Origin of the sequence: Streptomyces sp. ID05-26A, assembly GCF_033794685.1 — a bacterium.
Classification (GTDB): domain Bacteria; phylum Actinomycetota; class Actinomycetes; order Mycobacteriales; family Pseudonocardiaceae; genus Lentzea.
Genome location: NZ_JARAYZ010000002.1, coordinates 2,167,744 through 2,182,585, shown reverse-complemented (window position 1 = coordinate 2,182,585; position 14,842 = coordinate 2,167,744). Strand labels below are relative to the sequence as shown.

The 14,842-nt window shown below is 70.2% G+C and carries 14 protein-coding genes; 10 read left to right on the top strand and 4 right to left on the bottom strand.

The genetic code is table 11. From position 1 onward, the window contains the following. The first annotated feature begins 44 nt into the window (after positions 1–44). The 5 genes from PV646_RS25610 (at position 45) to PV646_RS25590 (ending at position 4,408) form a co-directional block, all read left to right on the top strand. The gene (locus PV646_RS25610) at positions 45–803 is read left to right on the top strand and encodes a DeoR/GlpR family DNA-binding transcription regulator (protein ID WP_189152710.1); all 759 of its coding nucleotides are present in this window, start codon (positions 45–47) and stop codon (positions 801–803) included. Positions 804–816: 13 nt separating this feature from the next. Continuing rightward, complete coding sequence (locus PV646_RS25605) at positions 817–2,022, top strand: MFS transporter (RefSeq protein ID WP_500344729.1); 1,206 nt, start codon at positions 817–819, stop codon at positions 2,020–2,022. A 4-nt stretch (positions 2,023–2,026) separates the two neighbouring features. Next, positions 2,027–2,689: a GntR family transcriptional regulator gene (locus PV646_RS25600; RefSeq protein WP_500344728.1), complete on the top strand. Its 663-nt coding sequence runs from the start codon at positions 2,027–2,029 to the stop codon at positions 2,687–2,689. Between the two features lie 124 nt (positions 2,690–2,813). Further along, on the top strand, positions 2,814–3,368 hold the full coding sequence (locus PV646_RS25595) for an RNA polymerase sigma factor (RefSeq protein WP_500344727.1): 555 nt from the start codon (positions 2,814–2,816) through the stop codon (positions 3,366–3,368). An 11-nt stretch (positions 3,369–3,379) separates the two neighbouring features. After that, entirely contained in the window at positions 3,380–4,408 is a 1,029-nt protein-coding gene (locus PV646_RS25590; protein ID WP_500344726.1) for a hypothetical protein, read from the top strand. A 32-nt stretch (positions 4,409–4,440) separates the two neighbouring features. Here the strand turns inward: PV646_RS25590 and PV646_RS25585 are convergent, their stop codons facing one another. Continuing rightward, on the bottom strand, positions 4,441–5,286 hold the full coding sequence (locus tag PV646_RS25585; protein ID WP_500344725.1) for a helix-turn-helix transcriptional regulator: 846 nt from the start codon (positions 5,284–5,286) through the stop codon (positions 4,441–4,443). Between the two features lie 86 nt (positions 5,287–5,372). Here PV646_RS25585 and PV646_RS25580 point away from each other — a divergent pair, with 86 nt between their 5' ends. Together PV646_RS25580 and PV646_RS25575 are read left to right on the top strand one after the other, a co-directional pair. After that, entirely contained in the window at positions 5,373–6,134 is a 762-nt protein-coding gene (locus PV646_RS25580; protein ID WP_500344724.1) for an SDR family NAD(P)-dependent oxidoreductase, read from the top strand. A gap of 164 nt (positions 6,135–6,298) precedes the next feature. Then, the gene (locus tag PV646_RS25575) at positions 6,299–8,407 is read left to right on the top strand and encodes a HelD family protein (protein ID WP_500344723.1); all 2,109 of its coding nucleotides are present in this window, start codon (positions 6,299–6,301) and stop codon (positions 8,405–8,407) included. A 6-nt stretch (positions 8,408–8,413) separates the two neighbouring features. Here the strand turns inward: PV646_RS25575 and mycP are convergent, their stop codons facing one another. Continuing rightward, complete coding sequence (gene mycP / locus PV646_RS25570) at positions 8,414–9,883, bottom strand: type VII secretion-associated serine protease mycosin (protein ID WP_500344722.1); 1,470 nt, start codon at positions 9,881–9,883, stop codon at positions 8,414–8,416. A gap of 240 nt (positions 9,884–10,123) precedes the next feature. Here mycP and PV646_RS25565 point away from each other — a divergent pair, with 240 nt between their 5' ends. Beyond that, positions 10,124–10,468 carry a peptidase inhibitor family I36 protein gene (locus PV646_RS25565; RefSeq protein ID WP_500344721.1) on the top strand — a complete coding sequence of 115 codons (345 nt, stop codon included), beginning with the start codon at positions 10,124–10,126 and terminating at the stop codon, positions 10,466–10,468. 142 nt (positions 10,469–10,610) lie between these two features. On the opposite strand, the gene glmS is transcribed toward PV646_RS25565, so the two are convergent. Continuing rightward, positions 10,611–12,428 carry a glutamine--fructose-6-phosphate transaminase (isomerizing) gene (glmS, locus tag PV646_RS25560; RefSeq protein ID WP_500344720.1) on the bottom strand — a complete coding sequence of 606 codons (1,818 nt, stop codon included), beginning with the start codon at positions 12,426–12,428 and terminating at the stop codon, positions 10,611–10,613. 16 nt (positions 12,429–12,444) lie between these two features. Continuing rightward, positions 12,445–12,714 (bottom strand): hypothetical protein, encoded by a 270-nt coding sequence (locus PV646_RS25555; protein WP_500344719.1) that lies wholly within the window; start codon positions 12,712–12,714, stop codon positions 12,445–12,447. Between the two features lie 194 nt (positions 12,715–12,908). Here PV646_RS25555 and PV646_RS25550 point away from each other — a divergent pair, with 194 nt between their 5' ends. Together PV646_RS25550 and PV646_RS25545 are read left to right on the top strand one after the other, a co-directional pair. Continuing rightward, the gene (locus tag PV646_RS25550) at positions 12,909–14,042 is read left to right on the top strand and encodes an acyl-CoA dehydrogenase family protein (protein WP_500344718.1); all 1,134 of its coding nucleotides are present in this window, start codon (positions 12,909–12,911) and stop codon (positions 14,040–14,042) included. Continuing rightward, a complete protein-coding gene (locus PV646_RS25545; protein WP_500344717.1) occupies positions 14,042–14,830 on the top strand; it encodes an acyl-CoA dehydrogenase family protein in 789 nt (262 codons plus the stop codon). The genes PV646_RS25550 and PV646_RS25545 overlap by 1 nt, the downstream gene beginning before the upstream one ends. The last annotated feature ends 12 nt before the right edge of the window (positions 14,831–14,842 follow it).

Below are 14,842 nucleotides of genomic sequence, written 5' to 3'. Positions count from 1 at the left end.
GATTCGTGCTAAATCGAGCATGATTCCTGCGTTATAGTGATCGGATGCGTCAAGAGCAGCGCCTCGCTGCGATTCTGGGGAAGCTCGCGGACGCGGGCTCGGTGACGGTGACCGGGCTCGCGGAGGACCTGGGCACGTCGGTCGCGTCGATCCGCCGGGACCTCCAGTCGCTCGAGGAGCAGAAGCTGCTCAAGCGCACCCACGGCGGCGCGGTGGCGGCGGAGGTCATCTACGAGCTGCCGCTGCGGTACCGCGTGGGCCGCCGCGAGGAGAAGCGTCAGATAGCGGAGGCCGCCGCGAGGCTGGTCGGTGAGTCCGTCCACTCGGTGGGCCTCAACGGCGGCACGACGACCACGGAACTCGCCCGCCTGCTCGCCGGCACCCGGCAGCTCAAGGTCGTGACGAACGCCCTCAACATCGCCTCGGACCTGTGCCCGCGCCCCACGATCGACCTGGTCGTCACCGGCGGCGGCGTGCGGCCGGAGAGCTACGAGCTGGTCGGCCCGATCGCCGACCGGGCCCTCGCGGGCATCAGCCTCGACCTGGTGTTCCTCGGTGTCGACGGCATCGACTCGCGCGGCGGCATCACGACGCACGACGAGGTCGAGGCCCACACCGACCACTGCCTGCTGCGCACCGCGGACCGCGTGGTCGTCCTCGCGGACGGGTCCAAGGTGGGCAAGCGCGCGTTCTCGCGGATCGCGGGGATCGCGGACGTCCACGTCGTGATCACCGACTCCTCCGCGCCCGCCGAGGAGCTGGAACGGTTGCGTGCGGCGGGCGTCGAGGTGGTCGTCGCCTGAGGGGGAGGGGGCTGTGCGGTTCGCCCGTGACTGGTGGCTTCTGCTGGTGGCGCAGGCGATCAGCACCACGGGCACCCAGATCACCGTCGTGCTCCTGCCGGCGGTCGCGATCCTGGCCTTCGGTTCCGGCATCGGCCCGGCGACCCTGTTGCTGGTGGCGGAGTTCCTCCCGGCCGCGCTGCTGGGCCCGTTCGGCGGTGTGCTCATCGACCGCGCACGGCTGCGTTCGGTGCTCGTGTCGATGGACTTCGTGCGGGCCTGCGCACTCGGTGCCGCGGCCGCCGCCATCGCGTCCGGCGTCCAGTCCGTCTGGATCCTCTACGTCCTCGCGGCCGTGCTCGGCGTCGCGTCGGCGGTGTTCGACTCCGCCGCGGAAACGGCGATCCCCCACCTGGTAGGGGACCTCGACCGGGCCAACGCCACCCGGTCCGGCCTGCTCAACCTGGTCCGCGTCGCCGGACCGGGCCTGGGCGGGCTGATCATCGCGGCGGCCCCGGCGCAGCTCGCCCTCACGCTCACCGCCGCCACGTTCCTCGCCTCGGCCGCCGTCATCGCCGCCGCGACCGCCCCCGCGTTGCGCACCCGGAGCCAGAGCCGGCCTGACCGCGTGCACCGGCAGGTGACCGAGGCGATCCGGTACCTGCGCCGGGACCTGGTGCTCCGCCGCAGCCTGCTGGGCACCGCGACGCTGAACCTCGCCGGCAGCGGCATCGGCGCGCTCTTCTTCGTCTACGCCTACCAGCGGCTCCTGCTCCCGCCCGGCCAGGTGGGCCTGACGATGTCCGCGTTCAGCCTCGGTGCCGTGCTCGGCGCCGCGGGGTCGGTCTGGGCGGCCCGCAGGCTCGGAACGGGGCTGGCGTGCGCGGTGTGCGCGTCCATCGCGGCGGCGGCGTTGTTCCTCATCCCGGCCGCCTCGCTGGGCAGGCCGTTCGAAGTCCTGCTGGTGTACCAGTTCCTCTTCGGTGCCGCGGCCACCGCGTGGGCCACGATCCTGCTCTCCCTGCGGCAGCGCCGGACCGAGCCCGCGTTGCTCGGCAGGGTGAGCGCGCTGGTCAACGCCGTCACCGTCGCCACCGTGCCGGTCGGGGCCGTCGCCGGCACGGTCCTCGCCGGGATCGCGGGGCTCACGACGGCGATGCTGGTGCTCGCCGTCGTCGCCGCTGCCACGCCGTTGTTCTACTGGACGAACGACTTCCGCTCGGTGGAGCCCATAGAGTGATCGCATGACAGACGCGGACCGGCTCGTCAGGGTGAGCACGGCCGAACGCGTGGCCGCCTTCGTCCGGACCCGCGTCCTGGAAGGCGATCTCCCGCCGGGTACCCGCCTGTCCGAGGAAGCACTCCGCACGACGCTCGGCGTCGCACGCAACACGCTGCGCGAGGCGTTCAGACTCCTTACGCGCGAACGTTTGCTGGTGCACGAGCACAGCAGAGGCGTCTTCGTGCGCACCCCGGACGTGGCGGACGTCGTGGACCTCTACGCCGCGCGACGAGTGATCGAGAACGGCGCGTTGAAGGCGTGGCCCGCCGCCGCGGAGGAGAAGCGGCAACAGGTCCGTGACGCCGTGCGGTTCCAGAAGGAGTCCGTGGAGGCCGGGCGCTGGAACGACGTCGCCACCGGCAACATGCGGTTCCACCTCGCGATCACCGGGCTCGCGGGCAGCGCGCGGCTCGACGAGGAGGTGCGGCGGCTGCTCGCCGAACTGCGCCTGATGTTCCACCACATGGGCGACCCGCGTGAGTTCCACGAGAACTACGTGCACCTCAACCGCGAGATCCTCACGCTCGCCGATCAAGGCGGCGTCGTCGAGGCGTGCACGGCGCTGAGCGAGTACTTCGACGTCGCCGAGCAGCACCTCCTCACCCGCATGCGCTCGCACGGCTGACCCAGCCTGCTCCTCCTCGCAAGGCCCTGACCAGCGATCTTCGTCCTGCGCGAAGCAACCTGAACGCTTTCGGCGCGCGTTGGCAAAGACGGGGTGTAAGGCGAAGCGAAACCCGAGGAGCTTCATGTCGTCAGACGCGGAACTGATCGGCAGATCGCTGAGCGGAGACACCGATGCCTTCGTGGAAGTGATCGGCCGGCACGAGACCGCGATCGGGAACTACCTCGCGCGCCGAGTGGGGCGCCAGACCGCCGAGGACGTGCTCGGCGACGTGTGGGTGGCGGCTTTCGAGTCCCGTGCGAGCTACGACCGTTCGTACGCCGACGCCCGGCCCTGGTTGTACGGCGTGGCACTGAACAAGCTGCGCCGGCACTGGCGGTCCGAACCGGCCGAGTCGCCGGTGGTGGACATCGCGCTCGTGGCGAACGAGTGGGATCCCTGGCCCGAAGTGGACACCCGCGTGGACACGCAGGCACTGCTGCGGCAGGCACTGGCACGGCTCAAGCCCGACGAGCGCGAGGTGCTGGGACTGGTCGCCTGGGAGGACCTGACGGCCGCCGAGGCGGGACGGGTGCTCGACATCCCGGCGGGCACGGCCCGCCGTCTGCTGCACCAGGCGCGCAAGGCGTTGCGCGACGCCCCCGAGGTGGTCGCGCTGCTGCAAGTACCGACAACGTGAAAAGACGACCCATGGATGAGATGGATCTGATGAAGAAGATGCGTGACGTCCCACCCCCGAGCACCGAGGCTTACGACCGTGCCCGTGCGGTGCTGAACACCGCGATGGCCGAGCCCGCGACCACGGTCGTCCGGCCGAAGCGGTGGTTCTCCTGGCCCAGGGCCGGCATCGCCGCCGTCGGCGCGGCCGCCGTCGCGGTGGCCGTGGTGATGAGCACGACGAGCGGCAGCGTTCCCGTGGCACCTCCGGTCGCGGCCCCGCAGGTCGTCGACTCCCCGCTGGTGAAGCTGGCCTCCGACGTCAAGGCGGCGGGCGCGCAGTCCGGTGACTCGTCGCTGATCATCCGCTCGGTGGTCCTGCCGAACGGGACACCGACCGTGTTCTACACCGTCTACACCGACAAGGGTCAGACCTTCGTCGGCGACACGGCGAAGAACCTCTCGGCCGCCGCCGCCAAGGGCGAGGACCTGGCCACCCCGCACGACGCGGCCCTGCTGGCGGCGGCTCGTCTCGCGGCGAACGGCGACCTGGAGAAGGCCAAGAACGCGATGGTCAACGCCTCGCCCGGGCTGGCGCTCGGCATGAGCCCCGCCGAACAGGACAGGGCGTGGGCGAAGAACCAGGAGGACACCGCCGAGGTCTACCGGCTCAAGGGCCTGCCGGTGCCGCCGCCGAAGCCCCGCCCGACGGGCAAGGAGTTGGAGGACCGCGTCAACCACTTCCTGTGGATGAACAGCACGTACGCGCTGTTCATCGGCGCTGCCAACACCGAGGTGCGCACGGGCGTGCTGAAGCTGATCGCCACGCTCGCGGACGTGAAGACCGGCAAGGCCGAGGTCGACGGCCAGCCCGCGCTGACCCTCTCCGCCGCTCCCGTCCTGGGCATCAGCGGCACGCACGTGGTGTCCGTCAACGCCGACAACGGCCTGCCGATCCGGTCCGAGGTCTTCCCGGTCAAGGACTCGGAGACCAAGCCGCCGGTGGCGTACTACAAGTCGTCCCGGGTGAACCTCGCCGACGTGGTGGCGGGCAAGATCTGATCTCACCGTCCTAAGAGGATCTTCGGGTCCTCTTAGGACTTTTCCGTGGTGCTGAAGGTCTGCTTTCCCAGCACGTCCAGCAGTGCCAGCGCCTCCGCGTCACGCGAGCCGGGTGGTGCGCTGTAGAGGACGAGGTGCTGGTCGCAGTCCGTGAGAGCGAGCGAGTCGCAGTCGACGGTGATCTCGCCGACCACCGGGTGCCGGAACGTCTTGGTGAGCACCGCCGCCGCCTGCACGTCGTGCCGTTCCCAGAGCCGGGCGAACTCGGGACTACCCTCGCGCAGTTCGTCGACCAGCCCGGACACCTCGGGATCGGCCGGGTACCGCGCGAGCGTGCTCCGCAGCTGCATGACGACGTGGTGCCGGAACTCGGTGGCGTCCGAAACCCCGTACAGCTCCCGCTTCTCGAGGAACGCGCGGCGCGCGAGGTTGCGTTCGCGCGGATCGAGCTCGCGGAAGTCCTCCATCAGCGCGGCCATGAGATCGTTGCACGCCAGCACTTCGAACGTCGCCGAGGTGACGAACCCGGCCGTCCGCGGCAGCCGTTCGAGCAACGCGAGGATGCTGGGCCGGACGTCCCGCCGGTGCCTCCTGGTGCGGCTGGGCGCCGTGCCCGCGAGCACGTGCAGGTGGTCGGCCTCGGCGTCGGTGAGCCGCAACGCCGCGCAGATCCCGGCCAGCACCTCGGCCGACGGACGCGGCGCCCGCCCCTGCTCGAGCCGGACGTAGTACTCGGTCGAGATGTGCGCGAGGACGGCCACCTCCTCCCGCCGCAGCCCGGCCGTCCGCCGCCGGGGCCCGGCGGTCAGCCCGACGTCCTCGGGCCGCAGCCGCTCACGCCGGCTGCGCAGGAACGCTCCGAGCTGCTGCTTGTCCATGACCCCGAGTATGGCCGCACACCGGTTCCCCAGCCTGGTACAGCCTGTGCCTCCCTCGGCCCGGCGGCCCGCTCCAGGCTGGAGCCATGACGAACACACTTCTCGCCGGCAAGGTCGTGCTGATCACCGGGGCCAGCCGCGGCATCGGCGAGGCCGCCGCCCGCCTCTTCGCCCAGGAAGGTGCCTCCGTGGTGCTGGCCGCCCGCGACACCGAGGCGCTGTCCCGGATCGTGACCGAGATCCGGTCCGGGGGCGGCACCGCCGACGCCATCACCCTCGACCTCGCCGACCGCGGCGGCATCCGCACGGCCGTGGACCGCGTCGAGGAACTGCACGGCCGCCTCGACGGAGCGTTCAACAACGCCGCCGTCGTCCAGCAACCCGGCCCGCTCGACCAGACCACCGACGACGAGATCGACGAACAGTTCGAGGTGAACTTCCGCGCCCACTGGACCGCCATGACCGCGGAGGCGGCCCTCATGCGCCGCAACGGCGGAGGCGCGATCGTGAACACGTCGAGCATCGGCAGCCGCCGCGCCAACCCCGTCCTCCCCGCGTACGGCGCCATGAAGCGCGCCCTCAACAGCCTCACCGAGAGCGCGGCCGTCACGTGGGCGCGGGAGGGCATCAGGGTCAACGGCATCACCCCCGGCGGCACCGCGACGGCGATGATCGACCAGTGGGAGGCGGCGACACCCGGAGTCATCGCGCACATCACCGCGACGAGCCCGGTGGGGCGCATGGCCGAACCCCGCGAGGTCGCGGAGGTGGCGGCGTGGCTGCTGAGCGATCGGGCGTCGATGGTGAACGGCGCGATCGTGCCGGTGGACGGCGGCGCGGGGGCCTGAGTTATTCGATTTGCCCACGTGATCGTTTCCGCTATTTTGGTCCGCCTGAACATCCACCGTTCGGACGGATTGGATCGGGACGACGCCTCGACGCGCGTCGGATTGACCGCCCGCGCACGTCGCAGGGGAACCGGCCGGAACGTGACTCCACATCCGTTCCCCACGTGAGGCTCGTCATCACCATGCAGCAACTCGGCCATGCCGTCGTCGACCCCGAGATCCAAGGCGAGCGGGAGTTCATGGAACTCTGCCGCGCCCAGCTCGTCAGCATGCGCGACGAGGTCAGCGCCATGCTGACCAGTGGAGCGGCCGAGGGCGACGGGGTGGACGACAAGTACTTCAACCACGTGTTGCGCGAGTTCCGCATGAAGGTGGTCGAGAGCCTGTCGGGGTTCGACGACGCGCCGTTGTTCTTCGGGCGCATGGACTTCCCGCCGGGCGACGTCTACGACCGGCGGCCGGGCCTCGGTGACGCGCACACGCGGCGGGCCGATCGTGACCTCGTGTACGTCGGCCGCCGCGGTGTCCGTGACGACGACGGCGAGCCCGTCGTCATCGACTGGCGTGCCTCGCTCGCCCGCGCGTTCTACGAGGCCTCCTCGCAGGACGCGATGGGCGTGCGGGTCCGGCGGCGGTACGGCTTCGACCACGGCGGGGCGCTCACCGCGTTCGAGGACGAGCCGCTCGACGTCGTGCGGGCGCGGGCGGACAGCGGTTTGCTGGCGCGGGAGATCGAGCGTCCTCGTCAGGGGCCGATGCGCGACATCGTCGCCACGATCCAGCCCGAGCAGATGCGATTGGTGCGGGCCGCGCTCGACGAGACCGTGTGCGTGCAGGGCGCACCGGGCACGGGCAAGACCGCGGTGGGCCTGCATCGCCTGGCGTACCTGCTCTTCTCGGAACGCGACCGGCTGCGCAGGGACGGCGGCGTGGCCGTCATCGGTCCCAACCTGGCGTTCCTGGCCTACATCCGCAACGTGCTGCCCGCGCTGGGCGAGGCCGAGGTCGTCCAGAGCACCATCGACGACATCACCGGGCCGGGCATCCCCGTCACCAGGGTGGACGGCGCGGAGGAGGCGCGCCTGAAGGGCAGTGCGCTGATGGCGGAGGTGCTGTCCCGGTACGTGTGGTCGCAGCTCCGGCCGCCCGTGAACGAGGCGCGGGTCGAGCTGCGGCACCGGGTCTGGCGGTTGTCCGTGCACGACCAGGCGGAGGAACTCGCGTACGTGCGTGGCCGGGCACCCGGTTACGGCGCCGGTCGTGCGCTGCTGACCCAGCGCCTCGCCCATCGCGTCCTGCGCCGGATCGAGCAGACGGGGACCGAGGTCACGCTCACGCAGCTCAGCCGCAACCGCGCGATCGGCCAGGCCGTGCGCGAGATGTGGCCGCCCGTCGACCCGCCCCGGGTGGTCCTCGACCTCCTCACGAACCCGGAAAGCCTTGCCGCGGCGGCAGAAGGCCTCCTGTCCGCCGGGGAACAGCGGGCCGTCCTGCTCGACCCCCGCCCGCGCAGTGTCAGGAAGATGGCCTGGAGCACCCTCGACCTGGCCCTCCTGGACGAGGCCGCCGCGATGGTCGAACGCCCGGCCAAGCTGGGCCACGTGATGGTCGACGAGGCCCAGGACCTCAGCCCGCTGCACTTCCGGGCCATCGGCCGCCGCCTGGCGGGAGCCTGCACGGTGCTGGGCGACCTCGCGCAGTCGACCAGCCCGTCCGCGACCCGCGACTGGTCCGAGGTCCTCCGCCACCTCGACCGCGACGGCGGCCGGGTCGAGGTCCTCGAACGCGGCTACCGCGTCCCGGCCGAGGTCCTCGACTACGCCGCGCGCCTCCTCCCGCACATCGCCCCGGGGCTCGAAGGCCCGATCTCCTTCCGGCACAGTGCGAACGCCCTGCACGTCCGCAGGACCGCTCCCGGCGAGCGCACGCCGTCGATCGTCGAGACCTGCCGCACCGCGCTGGCCGGCGAGGGTTCCATCTGCGTCATCGCCGCCGATGCCGACGTCCCGGAGCTGCGCCGCGCCATGACGGCGGAGGGTCTGCCGCACACCGTGCTGGGCGAGGCGTTGCTGGAGCCTGCCCGCCTCACCCTGGCGCCCGTGTCGCTGGCCAAGGGGCTGGAGTACGACACCGTGCTGGTGGTCGAACCGGCCCGCATCGTGGACGCGGAACCCCGCGGCCTGCAACGTCTCTACGTCGCGCTGACCCGGGCGGTGAGCACCCTGCACGTCGTCCACGCCGAGGACCTGCCGGGGCCACTGGCCGAACGCTGACCGGCCTCACGTCGGTGGAGGTGGCACCCCGATGGCCGTGGTCCGGCGCGGGCCGGCTCGTTCTCCGGGTTCGGCACGACGTCCGCGGTTGACCGAGTTGAGGACGAGCAGCGTCAGCATCAGCAGCCCGAAGCCGATGCTGATGCCGCTCAGAGCCACGATGATCGGCGGCCAGTCGCGGTCCGGCGGCGCGGTGACGGTCGTGACCAGGTCTCTGGGCGGCGGGCTGGAGAAACCGGTGGACTCGGCGGGCAGCACGGCGGTCAGGGCGGCCACCGGGTTCACCATGCCGAAGCCGATCCGGTGATCCCTGCCGGAGACGTTGCCGGGGTGCAGCGCGGTGGCCTTGAGCCGGTCCATCACCTGGCGCGCCTTGAGTTCCGGGAACCGTTCGCGCACCAGCGCGGTGACACCCGCGACGTACGGGGCGGCGAAACTCGTCCCCTGGATCTTCCCCACGCCGTCGGCCTTCACGTTCGCGTTGGTCAGGCCGGTGCCCTTGGGGTCGACGGAGATGATCTCCTCACCGGGTGCGGCGATGCTGACCCACGGGCCCCAGACGCTGAAGCCCGACACCTCACCGGAGCGCGCCATCGACGCCACCGACAGCACGTCGTCGGCGAACCACGCGGGCGACGAGACCGAGTTGACGATCGCCGGGTCCAGGTTGTTGTTCTGCAGCGGACAGCCGGCTTTGCTGTCGAGGTTGCCGGCCGCCGTCACGATCACGGTGTTCTTGACGTCGACCGCGTACCGGATCGCGGCCTGCAGCGCCCGGTCGTCCGCGCTGAAGTCCTTGGGGGCGCCGCAGTTCGTCAGGGAGATGTTGACGACCCCCGCGCCCTGGTTCGCGGCGCGCACGACGGCCTGCGCCAGCGTCGAGACCTTGCCGGCGGACGTCCGCTTGTCCCTGGTGGCATCACCTCTGAACTCGAAGCGGTCGCTGGTCTGGCGGATAGCGAGGATCGTCGCCCCCGGTGCCGCGCCGACGAAGTCGCCCTCGGTCCTGGCCGCCGCCGCGACGCCCGCCACCTCGGTGCCGTGCCCGTCGCAGTCGTCCGCGCCGTTCCTGTCCCCGCTGACGTACTCACCGCTGGGCACGACCCGGCCGCCGAAGCGAGGGTTGCGCGGGTCGACACCGGTGTCGATGATCGCGATCTTGACGCCCTTGCCGGTCGCGAACCGGTGTGCCTGTGCGAGGTTCAGGTGCACCTGGCCCCACGGCATGTACTCGATCAGCTCGTTCTTGGTGTCGGACTCGACGCAGCCCTTCCCGGTGGGCGTGTACGGCACGTCCGGCCCGCCCGTGTCCCGAGGCGGCCCGGTGCTGGCCGGCAGCGCCGGTGGCACCGAGTTCGGCGGGACCACGGACGACGACGGTGGTGCGGAAGCCGCCGGCACCGTTCCCGCCAGCAGCAGCAATGCGGTGGTCGCCGTTGTCGTGGCACGGCGAAACCCCGTGGTACCGATCCTCACCTGTGACCCCCCGGTCCTCACCCACCGACCCCCCGATCGGTGATGACCGAAGTGCACCACAGGAAAGCCCGGAGCCGCAAAATTCGGGACGCCCCAACCTGAAACCCGCTTCAGGTGGCCGGCGGGACACAGCTCGCCCACTCGCGCCGACCGGCCAATCGAGTTCCGGTACCGCAAATCCTTGACCTGGCAACGGGAAGACCGGAAGGGTGTTGGACAGTGGCAAACTGGGGAGGAACCATGAAGAAAATCGCCGTAGTGCTGTGCGCACTGGCGGGTCTCGCGATCACGCCCGCGGCTCACGCCGCCGCACCGGACTGCACCTTCACGGACGCGTTCTGCGCATGGGACCAGGCCGACTACCAAGGTACGCGGTTCACCGTCTCGCCGGTCGGGTCCTCGGCGTGCGTGGACCTCGTCGAACACGGCTGGGGCAACAGGATCCGCTCCGCCTACAACAACAGCACCAAGACCGCGTCGCTGTTCGCGAGTGACGACTGCACCGGCCGGCCCTACCCGATCGACGGCAAGACGGGGCAGCCCGACATCACGTTCCAGGCTGGAAGCGTCTTCGTCCAGCGCTGAACGCGGGCCCGCTTCCGTTTCTGTCCTCTGTGGACCGATGCCGACGGGGCCGCCGTCGGCGGCCTGACTTTCACCTGACGGACGGCCTGGCGCTGACCAGCCCCGTGACGGTGGACGGGCGCCGACGCGCCCGGCCACCGTTCTACTCGACCGTCACGCTCTTCGCCAGGTTGCGGGGGCGGTCGATGTCGCGGCCCAGGGTCTTGGCGAGGTGGTACGAGAACAGCTGAAGCGGCACGGAAAGCGTGATCGCGGCGAGTTCGGGCTGGGCGCGCGGGATGCGGATCACGTCGGTCGCGAGGCCGCTGGGCAGGTCGGCGTCCGTCACCGCGATGATCGGGCCGCCGCGGGCCTTGATCTCCTCGATGGTGGAGATGTTCTTGGCCAGCAGCTCGTCGTCGGGAACCACTGCCACCGTGGGCATGGTGGGGTCGATCAAGGCAAGCGGGCCGTGCTTCAGCTCGGACGACTGGTAGGCCTCCGCGTGGACGTAGGAGATCTCCTTGAGCTTCTGCGCACCCTCGCGGGCCACCGGCCAGCCGCGGACGCGACCGATGAAGAACATGTGTTCCGCGTTGGCGTAGCGCTTTGCGATGGCGGCGATTTCTTCTTCTGCGCCAAGGATTTCGCCGATGTGACCCGGCAGGTCGTCGAGGCCCTGGACGAGGCGGCGGCCTTCGGTGAGGGAGAGGTCGCGAACCCGGCCGAGCTCCAGTGCCAGCAGGGCCAGTGCCACGCTCATGTTGGTGAAGGACTTGGTCGCCGCGACGGAGGCCTCCGGGCCCGCGTGCAGGAAGACGCCGCTGCCGCACTCCCGGGCGATCGAGCTGCTGACGACGTTCACGAGGCCGATCACCCTGCCGCCCTTGCGTTTGAGCTCGTGCACGGCGGCCAGCGTGTCCAGGGTTTCGCCGGACTGGCTGATGGCCACGTAGAGGGTGTCGGAGTCGATGACCGGGTTGCGGTAGCGGAACTCGGATGCCGGTTCGGCGTCGGCGGGGATCCTGGCCAGTTCCTCGATCATGCCCGCGCCCACCTGTCCCGCGTAGTAGGCGGAGCCGCAGCCGAGCAGCTTCACCCGGCGGATCTGCTGGTACTCGCGGGGGGACAGGCCGATGCCGTCGAGCCGGGCGGACATGAACCGGCGGTCGAGGCGGCCGCGCAGGCACCGGTCCACCGCGGCGCGCTGTTCGTGCATCTCCTTGTGCATGAAGTCCGGGTGGTTGCCCAGTTCGTACTCGTCCGACGTGAGGTCGACGGACGTGGGGGACTTCGTCGTGGACTCGGCGTCCATGGTGCTGGTGTGGTAGCCGTCGGCGGACACCGTCGCCAGCTCGTCGTCGTCGAGGTAGATGACCGTCTGCGTGTACCGGACCAGGGCGGAGACGTCCGACGCGATCAGCATTTCCTGGTCGCCGACACCCAGCACGATCGGGCTGCCACGCCGTGCGGCCACCAGTTCGCCGGGGCGGTCGGCGTCGAGCACGATGATCCCGTACGTGCCCTCGACCTGGCGGAGGGCCTCGCGGACCGCGTCCTCCAAAGTGGTCGCCTCGCTGCGGGAGATCAGGTGGGCGAGCACCTCGCTGTCGGTGTCCGACGCCAGCCGCACGCCGTCGGCGGTCAACTGTGCCCGCAACTGCTCCGAGTTCTCCAGCACTCCGTTGTGGACGATCGCGATCCGGCGCCGCTCGTCGGTGTGCGGATGTGCGTTGCGGTCGTTGGGCTCACCGTGCGTCGCCCAACGCGTGTGGGCGATGCCGGACGACGCGGCGAGCGCGGCCGGCACGATCTTGCGGAGGTTCGCGACCTTGCCCGCGGTCTTGACGACCTGCAGACCGGCGGAGTCCTGGACGGCTATGCCCGCTGAGTCGTAGCCCCGGTACTCGAGCTGGTGCAGCCCCTCGAGCAGGAGAGGTACCGCGTTCCGCGGGCCGACGTATCCGACAATTCCACACATGCTCGCTCCTGGAGGTTCAGCCGTAGACGATGCGGCGCAGCTGGCGCTCGGACAGCAGGGGAGCCGCGACCGGACGGGTGGTCAGCTCCTCGCGGATCACCGTCCAGATCCGCGCGTTCGGCACCTGTTCGGCTCGTAGTTCGGTGTGACGCCGCCTGACGTACTCCTCGGCGGACTCGACGAAGTAACCCATGATGTCGGCGACGAGGCGACTCGCGACGGCAGGCGGTAGTCCACTCGTCCTCACCACGTGTCGGAGCAACTCCTCCGGAACCTCGTCCCCCACGGGACACAGCATGGCAAGACCTGCGCGGCGCGACAAATCTCGTGCCCGAATTCGGGCACGGCGTGCGCGCGTGTCGAATGAGCTGTCGAATATTGGTTTAGACAAGTTGGGCCAGTCGTGACGCGGAGCACTCGGGCTTGCGTGTGATGACTTCGTCCACCTAATGTCGCGACCGCATTGATTTCCCTGGGGGGATGGTTAACCTTGTTGCCAGTATTGGCGTTATTTGGGCTGCCCGCTGCCGGTGTGATGCTTCGATGAAGTCATCCGTCAATCTGGCGCTGGACGATCAGCAGTTGAGCTTCTGGGAAGAACTTCAGGCATTCTTCCGCAATCCAGACATAGTCGAACTCATCGCGCACTCCGCATCGGACCCGCGTGAGCTGTACCGGCGCATGGGTCAGCAGCGGTTGCTCGCGCCGCACTGGCCCGAAAGCGCGGGTGGACGCGGTTATGGGCAGGTGGAGGCCTGTCTCCTGCTGGAGGCCATGGGCCTCGCGGGGTGTCCGGACACCCTCTACATCACGTCGATCCAGGTCGCCGGCAGCGTGGTTCTCGACCACGGTTCGGACGCGCTGAAAGCCTCATTCCTGCCCGGACTGGCGGCGGGAGAACGATTTGCCAGCGTGTTGTTCTCCGAATTGACGGCTGGGTCCGATCTGGCCGGAATCAGCACTGCGGGCCGACCGGCCGGCGATGGTGACTGGATCGTCTCCGGTCGCAAGACGTGGAGTGCCCGGACGCCGCTGGCCACAGATGTGCTGTGCGCCTTCCGCACGGCAGAAGAAGGCTCCCGGTACGACGGGCTCTCGCTCGCATTGGTGTCGCTCGGCGATCCCGCTGTGAATGTCACACCGATTTCCACGGTGAGTGATGAGGTTTTTCACGAGATCCGGCTGGAGGACGTGCGGGTGCCGGCTGACCGGTTCATCGGCGCTCCCGGCGCCGCCTGGCCGGTGCTCAGCGGGTCGATCTCGTACGAACGCACCGGCTTCGACTACCTCACCCGTGCCGCCCGCTGGCTGCCGGTGGGCGGGGACGGGTCCGGCGAGCTCGAGCAGCGGTACCAGGCCGCGAGGTTCCTGGCGTACCGCACCGCCGAGCGGGTCGACCGGGGCCACCGCGACGACGGTGAGGCCGCGCTGGTCAAGCTGTTGTGCAGCGAGCTGGCTCAGGACTGCGCCTACCTGCGTGCCGATCGCGGAGGAGAGCTCGACGCGGCCGTGCGCGAGGCACCGGGGCTGACGATCTCCGCTGGTGCCGGCGAGATCCTGATCGATCTCATCGCGAGCGCCCTGCCCGACTCCGCGCTGGCCGAGGTGGCGTGATGGCCTTCGACGACCTGCTGGTCGCCGAGTTCCGCCAGCTTGCCGCCGCTGTGCTGGCCGGACGACCGGTCACGGACGCACACGACGTGCTGGCGGCACTGGCCGCTGGAGACTGCCTCGACCTCGAGCTCGCCGCCGAGTACGGCGGGATGGAACTGGGCCTCGCCCCGGCTGCCGAGGTGTACGTGGCGATGGGCACCGCGCTCGCCGAATCCGAAGCCGTGGAGGCGATGTCGGCCGCGCTCGACCTCCTCACCGGAGAACTCGCGGTGGACGCGGCCGTCGTGGACCGGGTGCGATCCGGCGCCGGGCCGTGCGAGCTCTTCAGGAAGTCAGCGCACGAATGGTGCCTGCGAGGTGACTTCGGCGAGTTCGTCGCCACCGCCGAGGGACCGTGGTGGTCGCGCCGGCTCGTGCGCCAGGCCTCCTACCTGACCGGCCTGGCCGACGCCGGATACCGGGAAGCGCTCACGCACTGCCGCAGCCGGATCGTGGGCGGTCAGCCGCTGCTGGCAAGGCAGCTCGTGGCCGCGAGGCTGGTGCGGTTGCTCGGTGAGATCAGGCTCGCCTGGTCGGCGTGCAGGGATGCCGTGATCTGGCACGACAACGGTGAGACCGACGCCGAGCCCGCGGCTCGCGCCCATCAGCTCGCCGGGCGCGCCGCGGTCACCGCGAGTCGTGACCTCGTGCAGTTGCTGGGTGCGCGGGGGTTGACCGACCTGTCGATCGGCCCGCGTCTCTACCGCCTCGCTCACCGCGAAAGGCATCGGCTCACCGGCGCGGTGTGACCCGAATTCAAC